The 23,150-nt window shown below is 73.1% G+C and carries 21 protein-coding genes; 9 read left to right on the forward strand and 12 right to left on the reverse strand.

Annotated elements, in window-relative coordinates:
- Positions 1 to 39 precede the first annotated feature (39 nt).
- Both ACIRS4_RS20955 and ACIRS4_RS20960 read left to right on the forward strand, forming a co-directional pair.
- On the forward strand, positions 40 to 270 hold the full coding sequence (locus ACIRS4_RS20955) for a hypothetical protein (RefSeq protein ID WP_404197915.1): 231 nt from the start codon (positions 40 to 42) through the stop codon (positions 268 to 270).
- Positions 267 to 566 carry a type II toxin-antitoxin system PemK/MazF family toxin gene (locus ACIRS4_RS20960; RefSeq protein WP_404197917.1) on the forward strand — a complete coding sequence of 100 codons (300 nt, stop codon included), beginning with the start codon at positions 267 to 269 and terminating at the stop codon, positions 564 to 566. Before ACIRS4_RS20955 ends, ACIRS4_RS20960 begins: the two co-directional genes overlap by 4 nt.
- Before the next feature lie 16 nt (positions 567 to 582).
- On the opposite strand, the gene ACIRS4_RS20965 is transcribed toward ACIRS4_RS20960, so the two are convergent.
- The 6 genes from ACIRS4_RS20965 to ACIRS4_RS20990 all read right to left on the reverse strand — a co-directional run bounded on the left by ACIRS4_RS20965 (position 583) and on the right by ACIRS4_RS20990 (position 8,142).
- Positions 583 to 2,034 carry an aldehyde dehydrogenase family protein gene (locus ACIRS4_RS20965; protein WP_404197920.1) on the reverse strand — a complete coding sequence of 484 codons (1,452 nt, stop codon included), beginning with the start codon at positions 2,032 to 2,034 and terminating at the stop codon, positions 583 to 585.
- A 35-nt stretch (positions 2,035 to 2,069) separates the two neighbouring features.
- Positions 2,070 to 3,800, reverse strand: coding sequence for an amidohydrolase family protein (locus tag ACIRS4_RS20970; protein WP_404197922.1), 1,731 nt, complete (start codon positions 3,798 to 3,800; stop codon positions 2,070 to 2,072).
- Positions 3,801 to 3,912: 112 nt separating this feature from the next.
- Positions 3,913 to 5,031 (reverse strand): LLM class flavin-dependent oxidoreductase, encoded by a 1,119-nt coding sequence (locus ACIRS4_RS20975; RefSeq protein ID WP_404197925.1) that lies wholly within the window; start codon positions 5,029 to 5,031, stop codon positions 3,913 to 3,915.
- Positions 5,032 to 5,155: 124 nt separating this feature from the next.
- On the reverse strand, positions 5,156 to 5,926 hold the full coding sequence (locus ACIRS4_RS20980) for an SDR family NAD(P)-dependent oxidoreductase (RefSeq protein ID WP_404197927.1): 771 nt from the start codon (positions 5,924 to 5,926) through the stop codon (positions 5,156 to 5,158).
- Between the two features lie 9 nt (positions 5,927 to 5,935).
- Positions 5,936 to 6,892: a TIGR03619 family F420-dependent LLM class oxidoreductase gene (locus ACIRS4_RS20985; protein WP_404197929.1), complete on the reverse strand. Its 957-nt coding sequence runs from the start codon at positions 6,890 to 6,892 to the stop codon at positions 5,936 to 5,938.
- Positions 6,889 to 8,142 carry an amidohydrolase family protein gene (locus tag ACIRS4_RS20990; protein ID WP_404197931.1) on the reverse strand — a complete coding sequence of 418 codons (1,254 nt, stop codon included), beginning with the start codon at positions 8,140 to 8,142 and terminating at the stop codon, positions 6,889 to 6,891. Before ACIRS4_RS20990 ends, ACIRS4_RS20985 begins: the two co-directional genes overlap by 4 nt.
- Before the next feature lie 242 nt (positions 8,143 to 8,384).
- Here ACIRS4_RS20990 and ACIRS4_RS20995 point away from each other — a divergent pair, with 242 nt between their 5' ends.
- Positions 8,385 to 11,357, forward strand: a complete 2,973-nt coding sequence (locus ACIRS4_RS20995; RefSeq protein ID WP_404197934.1) for a BTAD domain-containing putative transcriptional regulator — start codon at positions 8,385 to 8,387, stop codon at positions 11,355 to 11,357.
- Between the two features lie 203 nt (positions 11,358 to 11,560).
- A complete protein-coding gene (locus ACIRS4_RS21000; RefSeq protein ID WP_404197937.1) occupies positions 11,561 to 11,809 on the forward strand; it encodes a hypothetical protein in 249 nt (82 codons plus the stop codon).
- 116 nt (positions 11,810 to 11,925) lie between these two features.
- Here ACIRS4_RS21000 and ACIRS4_RS21005 read toward each other — a convergent pair whose 3' ends face one another.
- Complete coding sequence (locus tag ACIRS4_RS21005) at positions 11,926 to 13,548, reverse strand: FadD3 family acyl-CoA ligase (protein ID WP_404197940.1); 1,623 nt, start codon at positions 13,546 to 13,548, stop codon at positions 11,926 to 11,928.
- A gap of 94 nt (positions 13,549 to 13,642) precedes the next feature.
- On the opposite strand from ACIRS4_RS21005, the gene ACIRS4_RS21010 reads away from it, so the two are divergent.
- The 3 genes from ACIRS4_RS21010 to ACIRS4_RS21020 are packed head-to-tail and all read left to right on the forward strand — an operon-like array spanning position 13,643 to position 15,997.
- Positions 13,643 to 14,800 (forward strand): lipid-transfer protein, encoded by a 1,158-nt coding sequence (locus ACIRS4_RS21010; protein WP_404197943.1) that lies wholly within the window; start codon positions 13,643 to 13,645, stop codon positions 14,798 to 14,800.
- A 10-nt stretch (positions 14,801 to 14,810) separates the two neighbouring features.
- Positions 14,811 to 15,227, forward strand: coding sequence for a Zn-ribbon domain-containing OB-fold protein (locus ACIRS4_RS21015; RefSeq protein WP_404197946.1), 417 nt, complete (start codon positions 14,811 to 14,813; stop codon positions 15,225 to 15,227).
- Positions 15,224 to 15,997: an enoyl-CoA hydratase/isomerase family protein gene (locus ACIRS4_RS21020; RefSeq protein ID WP_404197948.1), complete on the forward strand. Its 774-nt coding sequence runs from the start codon at positions 15,224 to 15,226 to the stop codon at positions 15,995 to 15,997. The genes ACIRS4_RS21015 and ACIRS4_RS21020 overlap by 4 nt, the downstream gene beginning before the upstream one ends.
- Before the next feature lie 10 nt (positions 15,998 to 16,007).
- Here ACIRS4_RS21020 and ACIRS4_RS21025 read toward each other — a convergent pair whose 3' ends face one another.
- Both ACIRS4_RS21025 and ACIRS4_RS21030 read right to left on the reverse strand, forming a co-directional pair.
- A complete protein-coding gene (locus ACIRS4_RS21025) occupies positions 16,008 to 18,341 on the reverse strand; it encodes a PQQ-binding-like beta-propeller repeat protein (protein ID WP_404197950.1) in 2,334 nt (777 codons plus the stop codon).
- A 204-nt stretch (positions 18,342 to 18,545) separates the two neighbouring features.
- Positions 18,546 to 19,289: a VOC family protein gene (locus ACIRS4_RS21030; protein WP_404197953.1), complete on the reverse strand. Its 744-nt coding sequence runs from the start codon at positions 19,287 to 19,289 to the stop codon at positions 18,546 to 18,548.
- Positions 19,290 to 19,423: 134 nt separating this feature from the next.
- On the opposite strand from ACIRS4_RS21030, the gene ACIRS4_RS21035 reads away from it, so the two are divergent.
- Positions 19,424 to 20,059: a TetR family transcriptional regulator gene (locus tag ACIRS4_RS21035; RefSeq protein WP_404198141.1), complete on the forward strand. Its 636-nt coding sequence runs from the start codon at positions 19,424 to 19,426 to the stop codon at positions 20,057 to 20,059.
- Positions 20,060 to 20,235: 176 nt separating this feature from the next.
- Here ACIRS4_RS21035 and ACIRS4_RS21040 read toward each other — a convergent pair whose 3' ends face one another.
- The gene (locus ACIRS4_RS21040) at positions 20,236 to 20,688 is read right to left on the reverse strand and encodes an Lrp/AsnC family transcriptional regulator (RefSeq protein ID WP_404197955.1); all 453 of its coding nucleotides are present in this window, start codon (positions 20,686 to 20,688) and stop codon (positions 20,236 to 20,238) included.
- Positions 20,689 to 20,770: 82 nt separating this feature from the next.
- Here ACIRS4_RS21040 and ACIRS4_RS21045 point away from each other — a divergent pair, with 82 nt between their 5' ends.
- Positions 20,771 to 21,388 carry a LysE family translocator gene (locus tag ACIRS4_RS21045; RefSeq protein ID WP_404197957.1) on the forward strand — a complete coding sequence of 206 codons (618 nt, stop codon included), beginning with the start codon at positions 20,771 to 20,773 and terminating at the stop codon, positions 21,386 to 21,388.
- Between the two features lie 7 nt (positions 21,389 to 21,395).
- Here the strand turns inward: ACIRS4_RS21045 and ACIRS4_RS21050 are convergent, their stop codons facing one another.
- Together ACIRS4_RS21050 and ACIRS4_RS21055 are read right to left on the reverse strand one after the other, a co-directional pair.
- Positions 21,396 to 21,884 (reverse strand): nitroreductase/quinone reductase family protein, encoded by a 489-nt coding sequence (locus ACIRS4_RS21050; RefSeq protein ID WP_404197959.1) that lies wholly within the window; start codon positions 21,882 to 21,884, stop codon positions 21,396 to 21,398.
- Positions 21,881 to 23,125 (reverse strand): acyl-CoA dehydrogenase family protein, encoded by a 1,245-nt coding sequence (locus tag ACIRS4_RS21055; RefSeq protein WP_404197962.1) that lies wholly within the window; start codon positions 23,123 to 23,125, stop codon positions 21,881 to 21,883. The genes ACIRS4_RS21050 and ACIRS4_RS21055 overlap by 4 nt, the downstream gene beginning before the upstream one ends.
- Between the last annotated feature and the right edge of the window lie 25 nt (positions 23,126 to 23,150).

The following is a 23,150-nucleotide window of genomic DNA, read 5'->3' on the forward strand; positions in this document are numbered from 1 at the left end:
CCTCCGCCCCACGGCACATGAGCATCGTATGATGCCTGCATGACGATTAACATGACGATGAGCCTGCCGGACGATGTGGCGGCCTTCGTGAAGGCCAAGGGCAACGCCTCCGCCTACACGGCGCGCATACTGCGTCAGCAGATGCTCGCCGAGGAACTGCAGAGGTCGGCGCGGGTGCGCGCCGAAGCCGACATCACGGCCACGGTCGCGGAGCCCGGCGAGAATGAAGAGGCCACGCTGGAGCGGTGGGGCCGGATGGCGGGGCGATGAGGCGCGGGCACGTCTACGAACTGCGCTTCGCCGGTGGTCCGGCGCACGTCCTGGTGGTCTCCTCGGACGTCCTCAACGACCAGCACAAGTCGGCGACCTGCGTGTTGATCTACCCACAGCAGGTGCGCGAGGCCACACTGGTGGACATCCCCGTGAGCTCCCCCTCCTCCGGCACCGTCGTGCTGGGTGAGTTCCGGACGCTGGCCGCCACCCGCTTCACCCACGATCTGGGCCCTGTGGAGGAGCGGGTGATGGAGGCGGTAGAGATCGGGCTTCGCGCCGTTCTCGATCTGTGACCGCCGGCAGCGGTTCTCAGCCCGGCCAGACGATCGCCTGCACCTCGCTGTACGCGTGCAGGGCGTAGGAGCCGACGTCGCGGCCCACGCCGCTCTTCTTGAAGCCGCCGAAGGGGGCTTCCATGTTGCGGGCGACCGTGTTGACTCCCACGCCGCCGGCGCGGAGGCGGCGGGCGACGCGGAAGGCCCTCGCCACGTCGGCGGACCAGACGTAGTCGATCAGGCCGTAGTCGCTGTCGTTGGCCAGGGCCACCCCCTCCTCCTCGTCGTCGAAGGGGATCACCACGACCACCGGGCCGAAGATCTCCTCCCGGGCGACCCGCATGTCGTTCGTGCAGTCGGCCAGGAGAGTCGGGGCCACGTAGAACCCGCGCTCCAGCGGCGGACGTTCGCCGCCGGAGACGACCACCGCGCCCTCCTTGCGGCCCAGTTCGACGTACGACTCCACACGGTCGCGGTGAGCGGCGGAGATCAACGGGCCGACGACGGTGTCCGGTTCGCTCGGGTCGCCCACCTTCAGCCGGCCCGCGTACGCCGCCAGACCCTCCACCAGCCGGTCGTACACGCCCCGTTGGGCCAGGACGCGGGTCGGGGCGGTGCAGATCTGGCCGCTGTAGAAGGAGAACGTGGTGCCGATACCGGCCACCGCCGACCTCACGTCCGCGTCGTCGAGGACGACCGCCGCGCCCTTGCCGCCCAGCTCCATCAACTGCCGCTTCATGGAGCGCCCGCACTCCTCGGCGATGCGCTGCCCGACCGCCGTGGAACCGGTGAAGCTCACCATGTCGACGTCCGGCGAGGACACCGCCGTCTCACCGACCTCCACCGCGCGGCCGGAGACGACGTTCACCACGCCCCTCGGCGCCCCCGCCGCCTCCAGCGCCTCCGCCATGCGGTAGACGGACAGCGGGTCCTGCGGGGCCGGCTTCACCACCACCGTGTTGCCCATGGCCAGCGCCGGGGCCACCTTGCCCGCCGGGTTCGCCCACGGATTGTTGTACGAGGTGACGCAGGTGACGACGCCGACCGGCTGGCGTACGGCCAGCGCGCCCGTCACGCCGGCCTTCCCCATCGGGCCGGCCTCGTTGATCTGCGGCGGTATGGCCCACTCGGCGGGCTCCACGCGCGCGTACCGGCGGAAGCGGGCCGCCCCGACGCCCACCTGCATCGCCCGCGCGGTCCCTGTCGTCGCGCCCGTCTCGGCGCGGGCCAGTTCGGTGTACGGCACGAGGTGGCCGCGGATGACGTCCGCGGCCCTGGCCAGCACCGCCGCCCGCTCCTCGGGGGCCGTCCGCGACCAGGGACCGAAGGCCTCGCGGGCCGCGGCGCAGGCCTCGAGCACCTGCTCCCGTGAGGCCTCCGGAGCCCAGCCGACCCTCTCCTCGGTCGCGGGGTCGGTCACCGCGTAGTGGCCGCCGTCCGGTTCGACCCACGCACCGCCGACGAACAGCCGCTGCCCCTCGCTCACTCGGCCGTCGCCCGCGGACGGCCCGGATCCCCGACTCACTTCGTCGCCACCGTCCGTGTGTCGCGGCCCGAGCGCAGCACCCTGCCCGGCACCGCCCCGGTCACCACGTCGTCGCGGATCGCGGCGACCCCGTTGACCCACACCGCCCGCACGCCCAGCGCCTTGGAGTCCAGCCGCGGACTGTCTCCCGGCAGGTCGTGCACCAGGGTGGCCGTGCCCGCGTCGATCCGCTCCGGGTCGAACAGGACCAGGTCGGCATGGAAGCCCTCCTCGATCCGGCCCCTCTCCCGCAGGCCGAACAGCCGCGCGGGGTCGTCGGTGAGCATCTTCACCGCCTGTTCCAGAGCGACGAGCCGGCGCCCGCGCAGACAGTCGCCGAGGAACCGGGTCGTGTACGGCGCTCCGCACATGCGGTCCAGGTGCGCGCCCGCGTCCGAGCCGCCCAGCAGCACGTCCTCGTGCTGCCAGGTCTCCGCTCTGAGCGCCCACGACGCCGGGTCGTTGTCCGTCGGCATCGGCCACAGCACCGTCCGCAGTCCGTCGGCGGCGCAGATCTCGACCAGGCACGCGAACGGGTCCAGCCCTCGTTCCGCCGCGATGTCGCGCACCACCCGGCCGCTCAGCCCCCGGTTCGCCTCGCTGTAGGTGTCGCCGATGACGTACCGCCCGAAGTCGGCCAGCCGCCGGAAGACGCCCGCCTCCTTGGATTCGGCGCGCCGCAGCATCTCCGCCCGGACAGACGGATCCCGCAGCTTCTCGATCCGCTCCGGGACCGGCAGCGCGAGGACCTGCCCCCAGCCGGGGATGAGGTTGAGGGCGCAGAACGTGCCCAGGGACATGTTCATCGGGGTGAGGATCGGCATGGTCAGGGCCACCACCCGGCCGCCGGCCTTCCGCGCCCGCTCGCTCGCCGCCAGCTGGCGGGGCACCCGCTCCGGCACGGCCGCGTCGACGGTGAGGACGTTCCAGTTCAGGGGGCGTCCGGCCGTCGCGCTCATCTCCACGAACAGGTCGATCTCGGCGTCGCTGAACTGGTCGAGGCAGCCCGCGACGATCGCCTCGATCTGCGTGCCCTCGTGCTCCCCGACGGCGCGGGCCAGCGCGAGCAGTTCCCGGGGGCGGGCGTGCCGGGAGGCGACCGGCTGTCCGTCGCCGTCGGAGTGGGTCGAGGACTGGGTGGTGGAGACGCCCCACGCTCCGGCGTCCATGGCCTCGTGCAACAGCTGGACGATCCGGTCGAGTTGTTCCTCGCTGGGCTGCCCGCCGACCGCGTCCGGCCCCATCACGTACCGCCGCAGCGCGCAATGCCCCACCATGAAGCCGGCGTTGACGGCGATCCGCCCCTCCAGCGCGTCCAGGTACTCCCCGAAGCTGTGCCAGCTCCAGGGCGCGCCCTCCTCCAGCGCGACCAGCGACATGCCCTCGACCTTGGACATCATGCGGCGCGTGTAGTCGGCGTCGGCGGGCCGCTCCGGGTTGAGCGGCGCGAGCGTGAACCCGCAGTTCCCGGCGGCGACCGTGGTGACCCCGTGGTTCAACGAGGGCGTGGCGTAGGGGTCCCAGAACAGCTGGGCGTCGTAGTGGGTGTGCGGGTCGACGAAACCGGGGGCGAGGACGAGCCCGGTGGCGTCCTCGACGGACCTCGCCTCCTCGGTGACGTCGCCGACGACCGCGATCCGCCCGTCCCGTATCCCGACGTCGGCGACCCGGGCGGGGCCGCCCGTCCCGTCGACGACGGTCGCGCCCCTGATGACGTGATCGAGCATGGAGGCTTCCTCCTCAACTCCGTTGCGTACTACGCCGTGAAGGGGTGCGGGGAACTGCGCGACCAGCGCCGTGCGGCCCGCGGCCGCCGGACGACCCGCAGCACCTCGGCGATCAGGCGCTCTGCCGGAACCGCGAAGTCCGGTGCACCGGATCCGTGTCGATCTTCGGGATCACGTGCTCCCCGATCAGCCGGATCGTCTGCAGCGTCTCCTCCTTCGGCACCCCGACAGGCAGTCCGAAACTGAGCTGGTCGGCCCCGGCCTGCTCCCACCGCTTGCACTGCCGCAGCACCTCGTCCGGGTCCCCGCAGATCAGCAGCTCCTCCTCCACCAGCAGCTCCACGAACTCCGGGGTGTACTCGGGCAGCGTCTGCGGCCACTCCGGGAAGCCCTCGGGCCGAGGGAAGGTGTCGTGGTAGCGGAAGACCAACGAGGGCAGGTAGTGCAGCCCGCCGGAGGCGGCGATCCGGATCGCCTCGTCGTGGGTGGGCGCGCAGATCGCGGTCGTCGTCACCATCACGTTGTCGTTGACGAAGTCCCCGACGGGCTCCGCGTTCACGATCGCCGTCTTGTACTGCTCCAGCACCCACTCCATGTCGGAGACCTTCTGGATGCTGAAGCCCAGCACGCCGAGGCCCTTGCGTGCGGCCATCGCGTACGAGGGCGGGGAGCCGGCCGCGTACCACATCGCCGGGTGGGACGAGCCGTACGGCTTGGGCAGGACCTTCCTGGGCGGGAGCTGCCAGTGCTTGCCCTGGAATCCGGCGTACTCGTCCTGGAGCCACATCTTGGGGAACTCGGCGATGGTCTCTTCCCAGATCTCCTTGGTGTAGTTCATGTCGGTCACGCCGGGGATGAACCCGAGGATCTCGTGGGAGCCCGCCCCGCGACCGCTGCCGAACTCGAAGCGGCCCTCGGAGAGGTGGTCGAGCATGGCCACCTTCTCGGCCACCTTGACGGGGTGGTTGACCTGGGCCAGCGGGTTGAAGATGCCTGAACCCAGATGGATGCGGTCCGTCGCGTGGGCGAGGTAGCCGAGGAAGACGTCGTTGGCGGAGAGGTGTGAGTACTCCTCCAGGAAGTGGTGCTCGGACGCCCAGGCGTACTTGAAGCCGGACTTGTCCGCCTGGATGACGTACTCGGTCTCCTCCATCAGCGCCTTGTGCTCGGCGAGCGGGTCGGTCTCCGCGCGCTTGCCGACGTATCCCTGTACAAAGAGCCCGAATTCCAAGGAGGTTCACCGTCCCCAGGTCACCGATTCCCTTTTCTGACGATGCGTCAGATCAGCTTGCCGCCGACTGTGGCACCGCCCCCTCGCACCGTCAATAGCCGCACCCTCATGACCTGACTGATCGTCAGATAATGCTGACTCCGGCCAGCCATCCCCCGTCGATCACGAAGGGCTGCCCGGTGATGTAGGAGGAGTCGTCCGAGGTGAGGAACAGCGCCAGCCGGGCCACCTCCTCCGGGCGGCCGATCCGGCCCAGCGGCACGAGCTTGCGGTACAGCCCGTCGAGCGCCTTGGCGGTCTCCTCGGCGTCCGCGGCCGGGTCCAGGGCGGCCGGGTTCGACATCGGCGTGTCGATGGCCCCGGGGCACATCGCGTTGACGCGGATGCCGCGCGGTGCCAGTTCCAGGGCGGCGACCCGGGTGAGCCCGACGATCGCGTGCTTGGTCGCCGCGTACGCGCCCACGGCCGCCATCCCGGTCAGCCCGGCGTAGGAGGCCGTGTTCACGATGGTGCCGCCGTCGGCCATGGCCGGGGCCACCGTCCGCACGCCCAGGAAGCAGCCGGCCTGGTTGACCCGGACCACCTCCATGAACTCGTCGAGGGGCGTGTCGGTGAGGGCGTTGAACCGCAGGATGCCGGCGTTGTTGACGAGGCCGTCGACCCGGCCGTACGCCCGCTGCGCGGTGTCGAGCGTGTGCCGCCAGCTGTCCTCCTCGCGGACGTCGAGGTGGGCGTACAGTGCCCCGATCTCGTCGGCCAGCGCCTGCCCCTGCTCGTCGAGGACGTCGGCGACGACGACCCGCGCGCCCTCCGCCGCGAACAACCGCGCCTCCTGCTCCCCCTGCCCGCGCGCGCCGCCGGTGACGAGCACGACACGTCCGTCCAGCTTGCCCATGGTGTCTCCTCAGGGGTGTGCGGCGATGCCGGGTCGGGGGCCGGCGTCGAGGTGCGGGGCCACGTCGGCTCCGAACGCCTCGATCTGGTCGGTGAGTTCGGTGCGGGAACGGCAGCGGAAGCGGACCTGGATCTGGTCCACGCCCATGGCGCGGTACTCCCGCAGGGAGGCGGCGAGCGCCTGCGGCGGGCCGGTGAGGGTGCGGCGGCCCACGTCCCAGGCGGGCGTGCCGACGTAGAGGGGCTCGGTGATGGCCCCCACGGTGAACGGGGCGTCGAGGCCCGCGCTCGCCCGCAGGCCCCGGATGCGCTCGATCTGCGCGATCAGCCGGTCGCGCGGGTCCCCCTGCGGCAGCCAGCCGTCGCCCCTGAGGGCGGCGCGGCGTACGGCGGCCGGGGAGGAGCCGCCGACCCAGAGGGGCACGCGCGGCTGGGCGGGCCGGGGACGCTGGCCGAGCCCTTCGAAGTCGTACGCCTTTCCGTGGTGTACGGGGTACTCCTCGGGGCCGAGCGCCGCCCTGAGCGCGTCGACGCACTCGTCGAGGACGGCTCCCCGGCTCGTGAAGTCGACGCCGAGCGCCTCGAACTCCTCCGGTACGTGCCCCGCGCCGACACCGAGGATCAGCCGACCGCCGCTGAGGTGATCGAGGGTGGCGTACTGCTTGGCGATGACCAGCGGGTGCCGCAGGCCGACGATCGCGACATGGCTGAGCAGGCGGACCCGTTCGGTGACGGCGGCGAGGTGGGCGAGGGTGGCCACGGGGTCGTACCAGATCGTGCCCATCGCGGACGCGAGCCGGCGCGGGACGGCGACATGGTCGCAGCAGGCGACGTAGGAGAAGCCGGCGCGGTCCGCGGCGCGGGCGACGGCGACCAGGTCGGCGGGGCCGGCGTCGGCCTCCCAGCGCTCGGCGTACAGGGCGGACTGGGACTGGACGGGGAGCTGGATGCCGTAGGCGAGGCTCACCGGGCGCCGCCCGGCCACAGACCGTCCCGCGTCAGCCCCAGCAGGTCGATCGCGTTGCCCCGGACGATCCGTTCGACGACGTGGGGGTCCAGGTGGCCCATCTGCGCCTCGCCGACCTCGCGCGACTTCGGCCAGGTGGAGTCGGAGTGCGGGTAGTCGGTCTCGTACAGCACGTTCCGGACGCCGATCGCGTCCAGGTTCCGCAGGCCGAACGCGTCGTCGAAGAAGCAGCCGTACACGTGCTCGGCGAACAGCTCCGACGGCGGGCGGTGGACCTTGTCGGCCACGCCTCCCCAGCCGCGGTTCTCCTCCCAGACGACGTCGGCGCGCTCCAGGATGTAGGGGATCCAGCCGATCTGCCCCTCCGCGTACATCACCTTCAGGCCGGGGAAGCGTTCGAACTTGCCGCTCATCAGCCAGTCGACCATCGAGAAGCAGCAATTGGCGAAGGTGATGGTGGAGCCGACGGCGGGCGGGGCGTCGGCGGAGGTGGAGGGCATACGACTGGAGGAGCCGATGTGCATGGCGACGACGGCGCCGGTCTCGTCGCAGGCGGCGAGGAAGGGGTCCCAGTCGTCGGTGTGGACGGAGGGCAGGCCGAGGTGCGGGGGTATCTCGGAGAAGGCGACCGCGCGGACCCCGCGCGCGGCGTTGCGGCGGACCTCGGCGGCGGCCAGCTCGGCGTCCCACAGGGGGATGAGGGTGAGCGGGATCAGCCGGCCGCGCGCCTGCGGGCCGCACCACTCCTCCACCATCCAGTCGTTGTAGGCGCGCACGCACAGCAGGCCGAGCTCGCGGTCGGCGGCCTCGGTGAAGGTCTGGCCGCAGAAGCGGGGGAAGGTGGGGAAGCAGACGGCGGACTGGACGTGGTTGACGTCCATGTCGGCGAGACGGGAGGGGACGTCGTAGGAGCCGGGGCGCATCTGCTCGTAGGTGATGACCTCCAGCTTGATCTCGTCCCGGCTGAAGCCGACGGCGGTGTCGAGGCGGGTGAGGGGGCGGTGCAGGTCCTCGTAGACCCACCAGTCGCCGACGGGGCCCTCGTCGCCGGGCGCGCCCATGACGGGCTTGAAGCGGCCGCCGAGGAAGGTCATCTCCTTCAGCGGGGCGCGGACGACGCGGGGTCCGGTGTCCAGGTACCTCTTGGGGAGGCGGTCCTGCCAGACGGTGGGGGGTTCGACGGTGTGGTCGTCGACGGAGATGATCCGCGGGAAGCTCTCGCCGGTCTCCAAGGTCTCCAATGTCTCCATGGGGGCACGGTAGCGCCGATCTGACGGCCCGTCAGCAATGGTGTGCGGCACGGTTTCGCACACGATCGCGGGCGATGGCCGCGCGGGGGCGGAGCCGGTTCGCGGGCGTTCACGTGCGGAGGATGTGTCACGGGTGTGTCGCTTCCGTGTGCCGGTCCGTGATCGGCGTCGCCCCCGGCTGACGGTTCCGGCACGGACAGGGCAAACTGACCTGGTCGGTCATGATGCCTAGGGGGACCCCGATGAACGAGGGTGTACCGCGCGCACCGGAGCCAAGACGCCCCGGCTCCTCCGAGGAGCCCGCGGCGTTGCGCTTCGACGTGCTGGGTCCGGTGCGGGCCTGGCGCGGCGATCAGTCGCTGGCGACCGGATCTCCTCAGCAACGCGCGCTTCTCGCCGCCCTGTTGCTGCGCGAGGGACGTACGGCGACGGCCGCCGAGCTGATCGACGCGCTATGGGGCGAGGAACCGCCGTCGCAGGCGCTGGCGGCGGTGCGGACGTACGCCTCCCGGCTGCGCAAGGCGCTGGACCCCGGTGTTCTGGTGAGCGAGTCGGGCGGGTACGCGGTGCGCACCCCGGCCGACGGTTCGCTGGATCTGACGGCAGCTCAGGAGCTGTCCGCCGAGGCCGAGAAGGCGCGCGGGGCCGGGGATCTCCGGCAGGCGCGGGAGACGCTGAACCGGGCGCTGGCGCTGTGGGACGGCGAGGCGCTGGCCGGGGTGCCGGGCCCGTATGCGGAGGCGCAGCGCGTCCGCCTGGAGGAGTGGCGGCTCCAACTCCTCGAAACCCGGCTGGACATGGACCTGGAGCAGGGTTGCCACGCCGAGGCGGTCTCGGAGCTGACCGCGCTGACAGCGGCGCATCCGCTGCGCGAGCGCTTCCGTGAGCTGCTGATGCTGGCGCTGTACCGCAGCGGCCGGCAGGCGGAGGCGCTCGCGGTGTACGCGGACACGCGGCGGCTGCTCGCCGAGGAGCTGGGTGTGGATCCGCGCCCCGGCCTGCGTGAGCTGCAGCGCCGTATCCTCCAGGCCGATCCGGAGCTGGCGGAGCCGGCGGCCGTCACGGAGGCGGCGGTGGTGCGGGTGCGGCCCGCGCAACTCCCTGCGAATGTCCCGGACTTCACGGGCCGGGCGGCCTTCGTGACGGAGCTGAGCGAGGCGCTGGCGGGGGCGTCGGGGCCGCAGGGCGGCGGTGAGGGCCGGGTGATGGCCGTGTCGGCGCTGGCGGGCATCGGCGGCGTCGGCAAGACGACGCTGGCCGTGCACGTCGCCCACCAGGCGCGGTCCGCCTTCCCCGACGGCCAGTTGTACGTCGATCTCCAGGGCGCCGGCGCGCGGGCGGCCGAGCCGGTGACGGTCCTCGGCGCCTTCCTGCGTGCCCTCGGCACGGCGGACTCGGCGGTGCCCGACTCCCTGGAGGAGCGGGCGGCGTTGTACCGGTCGGCGCTGGACGGGCGACGGGTGCTGGTCCTGCTGGACAACGCCAAGGACGCGGCGCAGGTGCGTCCGCTGCTGCCGGGCACCGAGGGGTGCGCGGCCCTGGTGACCTCCCGGGTGCGGATGGTGGGACTCGCGGGCGCTCATCTGGTCGACCTGGACGTGATGTCGCCCGACGAGGCGCTGTCGCTGTTCACGAAGATCGTGGGCGAGGAGCGGGTGACGGCGGAGCGGGAGGCCGCGCTGGACGTCGTCGCGGCGTGCGGTTTCCTGCCGTTGGCGATCCGTATCGCCGCGTCGCGGCTGGCCGCCCGCCGCACGTGGACGGTGTCCGTCCTCGCGGTGAAGCTCGCCGACGAGCGGCGGCGTCTGGACGAGCTCCAGGCCGGCGACCTCGCGGTCAAGGCGACCTTCGAACTCGGCTACGGTCAGCTGGAGCCGGCCCAGGCCCGCGCCTTCCGCCTCCTCGGTCTGGCGGACGGCCCCGACATCTCCCTGACGGCTGCGGCGGCCGTCCTCGACCTGACGCCGGAGGACACGGAGGACCTGCTCGAGTCCCTCGTCGACACCTCCCTGCTGGAGTCGGCGGCTCCGGGACGCTACCGCTTCCACGATCTGGTCCGCCTCTACGCGCGTGCGTGCGCGGAGCGGGACGAACAGCCGCCCGGCGAGCGGAAGGCGGCGATGTCGCGTCTGCTGGACTTCTACCTGGCGACGGCGGCGGGGGTCTACGCCATCGAGCGGCCCGGCGACCGGCTGGTGGACCATCTGGCGGGGACGGAGTACCCGGGGCTGCACTTCGCCGAGGCCGCCGCCGCGCTGGACTGGCTGTACACGGAAGCGGACTGCCTGCTCGCCTGCGTGCGCCAGTCGCTCGGCGACGAACGGCTGCGGCGGGCCACGGACCTGCTGTGGGCCGCCAAGGACCTCGCGGAGTCGGGGGCCAACGCCCGTGACTACGAGGTGTCGGCGGCCGCCGCACGCGAGGCCGCGCGGGCCGTGGGCGATCCGCGCACGGAAGGCCGGGCCCGGATGGCCATCACCAACGTGCACATCGTCGCCGGCCGTTTCACGCAGGCCGACGAAGAGGCCGCCCAGGTCATGGAGTTGACGCGCGTCACCCAGGATCCGCTGCCGAGCGGCTGCACCCCGAACGACCGCGGGATCATCGCCCTCTACCAGGGCCGCCACGGTGACGGCGAGGCCCATCTGAACGAGGCCATCGCCAACTACCGGGCCGACGGCAACCGGCCGGGCGAGGCCAGCGCGCTGTGCAACATGTCGAGAATCCTGCTGGCCACCGGCCGCACCTCGGGCGCCGTGGCGCTGGCCCGGGAGGGCGTCGCCATCTACGACAGGCTGGGGCACTCCCTGCGGGGCGCGAACGCCCGCTACGCGCTGGGCCTCGCCTTGACGCAGGCCGCTCAGCTGGAGGAGGCCGTCAGCTGTCTCGACGACGCGCTGGACGTCTTCCGGGAGTGCCGCCAGCGGCTCTGGGAGGGCATGACCATCTTCCGCATGGCCGAGGTCCATCTCGCCGCGCACCGGTCCGCGCAGGCGGCGGCCATGGCCGAGCACTCCCTCTCCGTGCTGCGGGGCATCGGGGGCGAGTGGCGGCGCGCCAACGTGCTGACGGTGCTCGGGCGCAGCCTGCGGGGTCTCGGGCAGTCGGACCGGGCGCGGGCCTGCTGGCAGGAGGCGCTCGCCGTCTTCGAGCAACTGGGCTCGCCGGAGACCGACGGGGTCAGGGCGCTGCTGACCCCCGCCGCGGCGGCCTGAAAAGGTCCTGGTCCGGCGCATTCATCGTTCGTTTATCGCCGTCCGGCAGGCTCGTCGCACGTCGATCCGGCGCGTCGGGGGGCAGGCGGGTCGATGTCGGTCCCCACCACTAGGGTGGGCGCCCCGAACGCCCGTCCAGCGACCCGCGGGGGAGTCGCTGGACGGGCGTCACGGACCCGGTCCCGTCCCTGAGGAGTCACATCATGAGTGAGCAGCAGAAGAGCGCGGCGCAGCCCGTCGCCACGCCGGCGGAGAACCACGCCACGGGCGAGAAGCCGGCCGTCACGACGCTGGAGAACCACGCCACGGGCGGCGTCGCCGACGTCCGCACGATGGAGAACCACGCGACCGGCGGCGTCGCCGACGTCCGCACGATGGAGAACCACGCCACCGGTGGTGTCGCCGACGTCCGCACGATGGAGAACCACGCCACCACTGAGCGCGCCGAGTAGGCACCTCGACGGGGGAGTTCGGCCGCGGTGGCGAGGAGGGGGCGCCACCGCGGCCGACGTGTGCCCGTCAGAGCGCGACCACTCGGACGCCCTGCGAGCGGTGAAGTACCGCTCGGTCACTCGATGCGGACGGGGGTCCGAGCGCCCTCCCGCAGCTCACCCTTGACCACCTTCCCGCTCGCGTTGCGTGGCAGTTCCCGTACGAACTCGACCGCTCGGGGCACCTTGTAGTTCGCCATCTCCCTGCGGGACCAGGCGATCAGGTCGTCGGCGGTCAGCGGTGCGCCGGGACGGCGGACCACGTAGGCCTTGCCCACCTCGCCGAGGCGGGCGTCCGGGACGCCGATCACCGCGACGTCGGCCACATCGGGGTGCAGGCCGAGGAGTTGCTCGATCTCCGCCGGATAGGCGTTGAAACCGCCGACGATGAACATGTCCTTGATGCGGTCGGTGATGCGGAGGTTGCCCTCGGCGTCCAGGACGCCCACGTCGCCGGTGCGCAGCCAGCCGTCCTCGTCCAGCACCTCCGCCGTGGCCGCCTCGTCCTCGTAGTAGCCGCGCATGACGTTGAAGCCCCGGACCAGGACCTCCCCGGGGACCCCGGGGCCGAGCACCGCGCCCCCGGCGGAAACCACCCGCACCTCCGCGCCGGGGATCGCCCGGCCGGACGTCGAGGCGATCACCGCCGGCTCGTCGCCCCGGCGGCACATCGTGACGATGCCGCTCGCCTCGGACAGGCCGTACGCCGTGAGCACGGTGGCCACGCCCAGCTCGCCCCGCAGCCGTTCCACCAGCCGCAGCGGCACCACCGCCGCACCGGTCACCACCAGCCGCAGCGCGGAGAGGTCGTAGGCGTCCCGGGACGGGTGGTCCAGGAGGGACTGGTGGAGGGTCGGCGGGCCCGGCAGCACCGACACCCGCTCCGACGCGACGTTCGCCAGCACCGTCTCCACGTTGAACACCGGCTGCGGGATCATCGTCGCGCCCCGCGTCAGACAGGCGATGACGCCCGCCTTGTAGCCGAAGGTGTGGAAGAAGGGGTTCACGACGAGGTAGCGGTCGCCCCGGCGCAGTCCGGCCAGCTCGGACCAGATGTCGTACGCCCGCAGCGTCTGCGCGTGGGTGATCACCGCACCCTTGGGGCGGCCGGTCGTGCCGGAGGTGAAGACGATGTCCGAGGGCCAGTGACCGGCCACCGCCTCCGCCCTCGACCGGACCTCGGCCGCACCCACCCCCTCCCCGCCCGCGAGGAAGTCCTTCCAGGTGCGGAAGCCGACGGGCGCGTCCTGGGACAGCACCACCACCTCGCGCAGCGCGGGCAGCCCGGGCAGCGGCCCCTCCCCCGGCCCCTCACCGGCCGCCCGCCGCAGCGACGCCACGTACGAGGTCCCGAGGAACGTGCCGGTCACGAACAGCAGCCGCGCGCCGCTGCGCCTGAGCACATCGGCCGCCTCGCCGCCCTTGAAGCGTGTGTTCAGCGGGACGAGGACCGCGCCCGCCGACACCGCTCCGAGCGCCGCGACCATCCAGTCGAGGGAGTTGGGCGCCCAGATCGCCACCCGGTCGCCGGGCTCCACCCCCGTCGCGAGGCAGGCCGCAGCCGAACGCTCCACGCGGGCGCCCAACTCGGCGTAGGAGACGCGCGTACGGCCCTCCACCACCGCCTCGGCGTCCGCGTACCGCCCGGCAGCCCACCGGACCAGCTCCGGGATCGTCTCCCACTCCACGTCACGGCCCATGACGCCTCCCCGGCACAGTAGCTGACTGACCGTCAGATTAGCTGTAACCTGACGGTCTGTCAGCTCGATCCGTCCTCCGCGGAGGTGTGCGCGCATGCCCGGAGCACCAGGACTCAAGGACGCCACCGCCGTCGTCGGCATCGGCCAGACGCCCTTCGCCAAGCGCCTGCCCGAGGACGAGAAGACGCTCGCCTGCCGCGCCGTCCTCACCGCGCTCGACGACGCCGGGATCGCCCCCGGCGAGGTGGACGCGCTCGCCTCCTACACCATGGAGGAGACCGACGAGGTCGAGCTCGCGAAGGCCGTCGGCTTCGGGGACCTCACCTACTTCTCCCGCGTCCCCTACGGCGGCGGCGGCTCCTGCGCGACCGTCGCCCACCTCGCCGCCGCGATCGCCTCCGGACAGGCGTCGGTCGGGGTCGCGTGGCGCTCGCGGAAGAGGGGCAGCGGGCCCCGGCCGTGGACCAACACCGCCGTGCAGCTCCCCACGCCCGCCCAATGGACGCGGCCCTACGGTCTGCTGCGGCCCGTCGACGAGATCGCCATGCTCGCCCGCCGTTACATGCACGAGTACGGCGCGACCCGCGACCACCTCTTCAACGTCGCCCTCGCCTGCCGCAACCGCGCCAACCAGAACCCCGCCGCGATCATGTACGAGCGGCCCCTCACCCGGGAGTCGTACATGACCGCCCGCTGGATCAGCGAACCCCTGTGCCTCTACGACAACTGCCTGGAGACGGACGGGGCGTTGGCGTGCGTGGTGGTGAGCCGTGAGCGCGCCCTGGACTGCCGGCAGCGACCCGTGTACGTGCACTCCGCCGCCCAGGGTCTGCCCGCCCAGCACCACGGCATGGTCAACTACTGGAACGACGACCCGCTCACCGGCCCCGCCTGGGCCGCCGCCCGGCACCTGTGGAAACACGCCGACTTCACCCCGCAGGACGTCGATGTCGCCCAGATCTACGACGCGTTCACCCCGCTCGTGCCGCTGTCCCTGGAGGGGTACGGCTTCTGCGGGCGGGGCGAGGGCGGCGCGTTCACCGAGGGCGGCGCGCTGGAGACGGGCGGGCGGCTGCCCGTCAACACCGGCGGGGGTGGGCTGTCGGAGGCGTACGTCCACGGCTTCAACCTCATCAACGAGGGCGTCAAGCAGCTCCGCGGGACCAGCACCGCCCAGGTCCCCGGCGCATCCACCTGCCTCGTCACCGCGGGCGAGGGAGTCCCGACCTCCGCGCTGCTGCTCAGGAACTGAGGAGTCCGAGATGCTCGAACCGGTCGTCGACGCCGACGGCGCCCCCTTCTGGGCTCACGCCGCCCGGGGCGAACTCCGCGTCCAGGCCTGCGCCGACTGCGGCGAGCCCCGTTTCCCGCCCCGCCCCTGCTGCCCGCACTGCCAGTCCTTCGCGAGCCGGTGGCGGCGCACCGACGGGCGCGGGCGCCTGTGGTCGTTCGTCGTCCCGCACCCGCCGCTGCTGCCCGACTACGCCGCCCACGCCCCGTACAACGTCGTCGTGGTGGAGCTGGCCGAGGCGCCGAGAATCCGGCTGGTCGGCAACCTGGTGACCGAACCCGGGGCGCCCCTGGACTCGCTCGACCCCGCCCGGCTGCGCATCGGCGCCCGGGTGCGGGCCGTCTTCCCCGAGGGCGGCCTGCCCCAGTGGGTCCTGGAGCGGCCGTGAGCGTGCTGCTGTCCCGCGACGAGGACACCGGCGTCGCCGTCGTCACCCTCGACCGGCCGGACCGGCTCAACGCCATCGACCTCGACATGTGCGAGCGGCTGCGGGAGGTGTGGCGGGAGCTGCGGTTCGACGACTCGGTGCGCGCGGTCGTCCTCACCGGCGCGGGCCGGAGGGCGTTCTGCACCGGCATCGACCGGGACGTCGTCGTGCCCCAGCCCACCTCGCCGTACATGCAGGACGATCCGCTCCTCACCGTCGGCCCGAAGGCGAACGACCTGTGGAAGCCGGTCCTCGGCGCGGTGGAGGGCATGGCCTGCGGCGGCGCGTTCTACCTGCTGGGCGAGTGCGAGTTCCTCGTCGCCGGCGCCGACGCGGTCTTCTTCGACCCGCACACCACGTACGGGATGGTCAGCGCCTACGAGTCGGCGCTGATGGCGCAGCGGATGCCCTACGGGGAGGTCGCCCGGATGACGCTCATGGGCGCCGCCGAACGCCTCTCCGCGCGCCGCGCCCACGACATCGGCCTGGTCTCCGAACTCACCGAACCCGGCGAGGCGTTGCCCACGGCCCTGACCCACGCCGCCACGCTCGCCGGCCTGCCGCCCACCGCCGTCCAGGGCACGGTGAGGGCCCTCTGGGCGACCCGGTCCCCTTCCCGTGCCGCGGCCTTCGCCGAGGCCCCCCACCTCGTCACCCTGGGCAACCTGCCCCCGGAGCGTCAGGCGGACCTGTTCAGGGACCGCCGGGCCGGGGGGTACCGGGTGCGGTGAGCGGGCCCGGTCAGGTCGTCCTCGACGTGCCCGTGCCCTTCTCCGCGTCCAGGGCGTAGACGCAGCGGTCCTTGCTGCAGGCGTAGACGACTCCGTCGCGGACGACCGGGGAGCCGGTGATCTCGCCGCCGGTGGCGAGTTTCCAGCGGAGGCGGCCGTCGTCGGCCTTGAGGGTGTACAGGAGGTGGTCGGTGGAGCCGAAGTGGATGCGGCCCTCGGCGACCGCGGGGGCGCCCACGATGTCGCCGCCCGCCTGGAAGCGCCACTTGGGCGTGCCCGTGACCGCGTCGAGGGTGTAGAGGCCCTTGCCGCTGCCGACGTGGACGTGACCGCCGGCGACCAGCACCGGGTCGATGGAGGAGCGGGCCTCGGTGGCGATGCGCCAGCGGTCGCGGCCGTCGGCGGCGTCGAGGGCGTAGACCGTGCCGAGGTAGTCGGCGAGGTACACGCCGCCGCCGGTCACCGCCGGGCCGGGCACGAACGCGGGCGGGGAGAGGAAGACCGCCGGGGCCTCGAAGTGCCAGCGCACCATCCCGCTCGCCACGTCGACGGCGAGGACGCGGGTGCCGGCGGAGAGGTAGACATGGCCGTCGGGGGCGGCCGTGACGCGGACGGGGACGCCGCCGCAGGACGCCATGTCGCCGATGGGGTACGACCAGCGCTCGTCGCCCGTTCGGGCGTCCAGGGCGCGCAGCCGGGCGTCCTGCCAGATGTAGACGGTGCCGTCGTGCAGGGCGGGGCCGGCCTCCGGGGACTCGAAGTCGGTCTGGCAGCCGGTCACCTCCCACAGCTTCTGGCCGGTGGAGGCCTCCCAGGCCTGGACGCCGCCGCCGCGGGTGCCGGTGACGACGGTGCCCCGCTCGGCCTTGAGGCAGTACACCCAGCCGTCGGTCGGCAGCCGCCACAGGTCGGTGCCCTCACGGGCGTCGAGGGCGAACAGGGTGGGGCCGTCGGAGGCGTGGACGCGGCCGTCGGCGACCGCCGTCGACCAGGCCACGTCCCGGGTCTTGAAGCGCCGTCGCCCGGTCGCCACGTCCAGCGCGTGCACCTCGAAGGAGGTGACGTAGACGAGGTCGCCGGCGACGGACGGGGTGCCCCACACATCGTTCGACATGCGGAAACGCCAGGGGCGCCAGCCGGCCGGGGTCTCCGCGGGCGCGGGCGGGGCGGCCGGCAGGGCTGCCGGGTCGGCGCCGTTGACGCCGGGGCGGGGCCGGGCCCAGGAGGCGACCAGGCCGGGCTCGGGCAGGGGCGCCTTGACGGCGGCGGTGGCGCGGACGTCGGCGACGCGCGGCCCGGGGCCGATCGGCACGGCGGCGCCCGGCAGCCGGACCGGGCCGGTGCCGGGGGCGGCGGTCGCGGGGCGGGAGAGGACCACCGGGTCGTGCGAGGGCGGCGGCGGGGGCGGCAGGGCCGGCCGGGCGGGGCTGGGCACCGGTTTCGCCGGGCGGCCGCCGCGCCGTGTCTCGATGAGGGCGACCGCCTTCTCGGGCAGCCACGCCGACGCCGTGCCGCTGTCGTCGGAGCCGGAGCCGAAGAGGTGCGGGGCCAGCTGGGCCTGGAGGTCGGCCGGGTTGGGGCGGCCCGTCGCGTCCATCTGCATGCAGGAGTCGATCAGCGGACGCAGCTCGTCCGGGAGCCCGTCGAAGTCGGGCTCCTCGCGCAGCAGCATGAAGACCGTCTCGACGGGGTTCGCGCCGTGGAACGGCGGGTGACCGGTGGCCGCGAAGACCAGCATGGAGCCGAGCGAGAACACATCGCTCGCGCCGGTGACGCTGCGCGAGTCCTTCGCCTGCTCGGGGGACATGTACGCGGGCGTGCCGACCGCCACGTTCGTCATCGTCAAACGCGTGTTCGACACTCCGGAGGCGATACCGAAGTCGATCACCCGGGGGCCGTCCTCGACGACGAGGACGTTGGACGGCTTCAGGTCCCGGTGGACGAGCCCTGCGCCGTGGATGGACTGGAGCGCCTCGGCCACGCCCGCCGCCAGCCACCGCACCGCCTGGGCCGGCAGCGGCCCGCACTCGTTCACTATCTCCTCGAGGGAGGGCGCGGGCACGTAGGCGGTGGCCAGCCAGGGCACGGCCGCGCGGGGATCGGCGTCGACGACGGCGGCCGTGTAGAAGCCGGAGACCGCACGCGCCGCCTCCACCTCGCGGGTGAAACGCACGCGGAAGAGCTGGTCCTCGGCGAGCTCGGTCCGGACCGTCTTGATCGCCACGCGCCGGCCCGAGGCCGACCGCGCGAGATAGACCAGCCCCATGCCGCCGGCCCCCAGCCGTCCCAGCACCTCGAACGGCCCGATCCGCCGCGGATCGTGCTGCGTCAGCTGATCCACCACTTGCCTGCCACCTCCCCGTGCGAGCCACGCCACCCGTGTGTGTACGCGACCCCGTGCAGCCCATTTGTGTACGCGGCCCCGTGCAGCGTCTCACCACCGCACCGCCGTGGCGGCACGCACCCCGATTCTTCCTGGCCCGGCCACCGGTTGCGAACCCGGCGACAAACGGGGTGTCCAACGCCATTCCCGGGCAAAAGCTACAGCTCAGCGCTCCAGAACCGCGAACGACGCCCCTTGATTGTCGGTGACGACGGCCACCGTTCCGTACGACGCGGTGAACGGCCCCGCCTGCACCCGGCCGCCGAGCCGGGTCACCGTGCCGAGAGCCGCCTCGCAGTCCTCCACACCGAAGTGGACGAGGAAGTGCGGCGGCATCATCTCGGAGAAGACGTCGGTCACCGGCGCCCGCCCGAAGTCGGGTTCCGCGCCGGGCCCGAACAACGCCTCGTGGAAGAGATGCCCGTAGAAGGCGTTGGCCGTCTCGGTGTCCCGGGCGTACAGCTGCGCCCAGGCGAACGCGCCGGGCCGGTGCCGGACGCCGAACCCGCGGTGGACGCCGGGCTGCCACAGGCCGAAGACGGCGCCCTCCGGGTCGGCGGCGAGGGCGGCCCGGCCCAGGTCGTCGACCGGGTAGGGCGCCATGATCACCTGCCCGCCGGCCGCCTGCACCCGGCGGACGGTGGCCCCGGCGTCCGGCGTCGCGAAGTACACCGTCCACACGGTGGGCATACGGCCGTCCGTCTTGTGCGCGAGGCCGGCGACGGGCTCGCCGTCCAGCCGGGCCCACACGGTGGCGCCGTACGCCGTCCCGGGCTCCTGGAACGCCCACCCGAAGAGCTCGCCGTAGAACCGCTTGCCCGCGCCCACGTCGGGAAGCTGCGCGTCCACCCAGCAGGGGACGCCCTCCGTGACGCCCGCCGCGTACACCGATGCCCTGTTTTCGGCCATGCTGCCAAACTAACCGCGCCGTCCGCAGGCCGCAGACCAGGCACACCCGCCTCCGCACCCCCTCGCACCCCATTTGCAGTCGGCCGAATAGCGCTCCGATCACCCCTCGGTAAGCTGACGGCATGACAGGACAAGTGCGTACCGTCGACGGCCGCGTGGCCGGTCGGCGCGGGCAGGCGACGCGGCAGAAGCTGCTCGACTGCCTCAGCGAGATGCTCAGCTCCTCCCCCTACCGGGACGTCAAGGTCATCGACGTCGCCCGGAGGGCGGGCACTTCGCCCGCGACGTTCTACCAGTACTTCCCCGACGTCGAGGGCGCCGTCCTCGAGATCGCCGAGCAAATGGCCGCCGAGGGAGCCGGGTTGACCGAGCTGCTCGAAGGGCGGTCCTGGGTCGGCAAGGCCGGCTGGCAGACGGCCCAGGAACTCGTCGACGGCTTCCTGGAGTTCTGGCGGAGGAACGACGCGATCCTGCGCGTCGTCGACCTCGGCGCGGCCGAAGGCGACAAACGCTTCTACAAACTCCGTATGAAGATCCTCAACTCGGTGAACAACTCCCTTTCGGACGCCGTCGCCGAGTTGCAGGCCAAGGGCCGGGTCGACAAGGACGTGAACCCGGCCGCGATCGCGGGGTCGATCGTCGCGATGCTCGCGGCGGTCGCCTCGCACCAGAAGGGTTTCCAGACCTGGGGCGTCAAGCAGGCCGAACTCAAGCCGAACCTGGCGCTGTTGGTGCACCTGGGCATCACCGGCAAGAAGCCCACGAAGTAGCGCCCTTGTAGCACTCCCGCATCGATGCCCCAAGTCCTGTCACGCAGGCGGTGGTCCACCCCGGGTGGGCCACCGCCTGCGGCCGTGTGAGGGGGATGTTCGGTCCTGTGCGGTCCTCATCGGGTGTGTGACGTGCGTCTGCGCGGATGTGCGATTGTGCGCGGGTGGACGCGTGGTCAGGCCGGCAACGGGCGGTCCTGCACGACGTGCTTCATCACGAGCGTGGACGTCAGCCGCTGCACCCCCGGCAGGGTCGCCAGCCGCTCGTCGTAGAGCCTCTGGAAGGCCCCGAGATCGGCGGTGGCCACCCGGAGCAGATAGTCCGGCTCGCCGAACAGCCGCTGCGCGTCCAGGACGTGCTCCACCTCGCCGACGGCCCGCTCGAACTCGGCGACGGTGTCCCGGTCCTCCTGCCGCATCGAGACGAAGACCAGCGCCTCGAAGCTCAGTCCCACCGCGGCCGGATCCACGACAGCGCGGTACCGGCTGATCGCGCCCGACCGTTCCAGCTCCCGCAGCCGCCGGTGGCAGGGCGAGACGCTCAGCCGCACCCGCGCGGCCAGCTCCGTCACGGTCAGCCGCCCGTCCTGCTGCAGCTCGGCAAGAATCTTCCGGTCCACGTCGTCCATGGCGCAGATCTTTCTTCAAGCACGCGCTTTCTGGGAAAACTCCGGGAACACCTTCGCCCGTATCGACACTAATGTCCCCTTCATGGACTCGGGAACCCTGCTCTCCTTCCTCCTCGTCGACCTGCTGCTGGTGTGCGTGCCGGGCGCCGACTGGGCGTACGTGATCGCCGCCGGACTGCGCGGCCGCTCGGTCGCCGCCGCCGTGGGCGGCCTGGTCGGCGGCTACGCCCTGCACACCGCCCTGGCCGCGGCGGGTCTGGCGGTGCTGGTGGCCGGCTCGCCCGCGCTGCTCACCGCGCTGACGGTCGCGGGCGCGGGGTACCTGGTGTGGCTGGGATGGAGCGTGCTGCGCCGGCCCGCGGTGCCGGAGGCGGGGGAAGCGCCCGCGAGCGAGGGCGGACGGCGCGTCTTCCTGCGCGGGGCGGCGATCAGCGGCCTGAACCCCAAGGGCCTGCTGCTCTACCTGTCGGTGCTGCCCCAGTTCCTCGTCACCCGGGACGCGTCCCTGCCGGTCCCGGCGCAGACCGCCGCGCTCGGCATCCTGCACATGGCGTGCTGCGCCGCCGTCTACCTGACGGTGGGCGTCCTGGCCCGCACACTGCTCGGCGCGCGCCCGGCCGCCGCCCGCGCGGTCACCCGCACCTCGGGGGCGGCGATGCTGGGGATCGGGGCGTTCCTGCTGCTCCAGCACGCCTTCTGAGCGTCCTCTACACAGCGTCCGGGCCGTCCCTGAGAGTGATCCGGAACAGGCGGATCTCGCGTTCCACCCGCGCCTGGTACGTCGCGTACGGCGGCCAGAACGCCAGCGCCGCCTGCCAGGCCGCCGCCCGCTCCCGCCCCGTCAGCAGCCGGGCCGTCACGGGGAGGTCGGCGCCCTTGAAGCTGATCTCGGCGTCGGGGTGGGCGAGGAGGTTGGCGGTCCAGGCGGGGTGGCCGGGGCGGCCGAAGTTGGAGCCGACCAGCAGCCAGCTCCGTCCGCCCTCCTCGGGCATGCAGGCGAGGGGCGTCCGACGGGGCCGCCCGCTGCGCGCGCCGGTGGCGGTGAGGACGACCCCGGGCAGCATCTGCGCGCTGAGCAGCACCTTCCCCCGGGTGAGCCGGTGGACGGCACGGTCCAGGGCGGGGATGACATGCGGCGCGACCTTGGCGAACGCCGGGGCCGAGGACATCTTCTGCACGAGCCGTACGCCGATCACGCCGTCTCCTCCGTCCGCCCGAAGACGCGGGCCTCGTCGGCGGCGCGGGCGCGCAGCCGGTGCGCCGGCCCGAAGAGCAGGTCGTCGCCCGCGGCCCGCTTGAAGTACAGGTGGGCGTCGTGCTCCCAGGTGAAACCGATGCCGCCGTGCAGCTGGACGGCCTCCGCGGCGGCGATGCGCTGGGCCTTGAGGGCCTGGGCGAGGGCGAGCCCGCCGACCCGCTCGCCCCGGGGCGTCGCCCAGGCGGCGTAGTAGGCGGCGGAGCGGGCGGCCTGGACCTGCACATGGACGTCGGCCAGGCGGTGCTGGACGGCCTGGAAGGAGCCGACGGCCCGGCCGAACTGCTCGCGCTGCCCGACGTACTCGACGGTGCGCTCCAGCACGCGGCCCGCCGCCCCGACGGCCTCGCAGGCGAGGACGGCGGCGGCATGGTCGCCGAGCCGCAGGAGGGCCGGCGGCACCTGCTCGCCGTCCTCGTCCCCCAGCAGCGCCGCTTCCACGTCGCGCAGTTGCACGCGCCCCTGCGGCCGGGTCGCGTCCAGCGCGGTCTGCCGGGTGCGGACGAGACCGGGGGCGTCCCCCGGGACGAGGAAGAGGAGGGTGCGGGAGCGGACGTATCCGCCCGTGCGGGCGGCGACGAGCAGCAGACCGGCGCTGTGCCCGTCGAGGACCTGCGCCGCCTCCCCGTACAGCCGCCAGCCTCCACCGCCGTCCCGCTCACCGTCGTCTCCCCCGCCGCCCGACCCGCGGGCCTGGACGCCGCCCGACCGGCGGGCCTGGACGCCGCCCGCGCGTCCGCCGCCCGCCCAGTCGCCGTCGTTGCCGCCGGTCAGCCCGAGGGCGGTGGCCAGGGCGGGGCCGGGGACGGCGAGGGCGGCGGTGAGGTCGCCGGAGGCGAGACGCGGAAGGAGGGCGGCCCGCTGGGCGTCGTCGCCGAGGGCGAGGATCAGCGGGGCGGTGAGGACGGAGGTGGCGAGGAGCGGGGAGGGGGCGAGGGCGCGGCCGGTCTCCTCGCAGGCGAGCGCGAGGTCGGTGACCGGGCAGCCGACGCCGCCGTACTCCTCCGGGAGGGCGAGGCCGGGCAGACCGAGCTGGTCGGCGAGCGCGGTCCACAGGGCGGGGTCGTGGCCGGCGGGGGTGTCGAGGGCGGCCCGCAGCTCGTGGGGGCCGCAGCGCTTGCAGAGCAGTTCCCGCAGGGTGCGGCGGATCTCGTCCTGTTCGGCGGTGAAGCTGGGGTCCATGGACGGCACTCCCCTCCGGACGCCC

It is taken from the genome of Streptomyces sp. NPDC101166 (assembly GCF_044768125.1).
Lineage (GTDB): Bacteria > Actinomycetota > Actinomycetes > Streptomycetales > Streptomycetaceae > Streptomyces.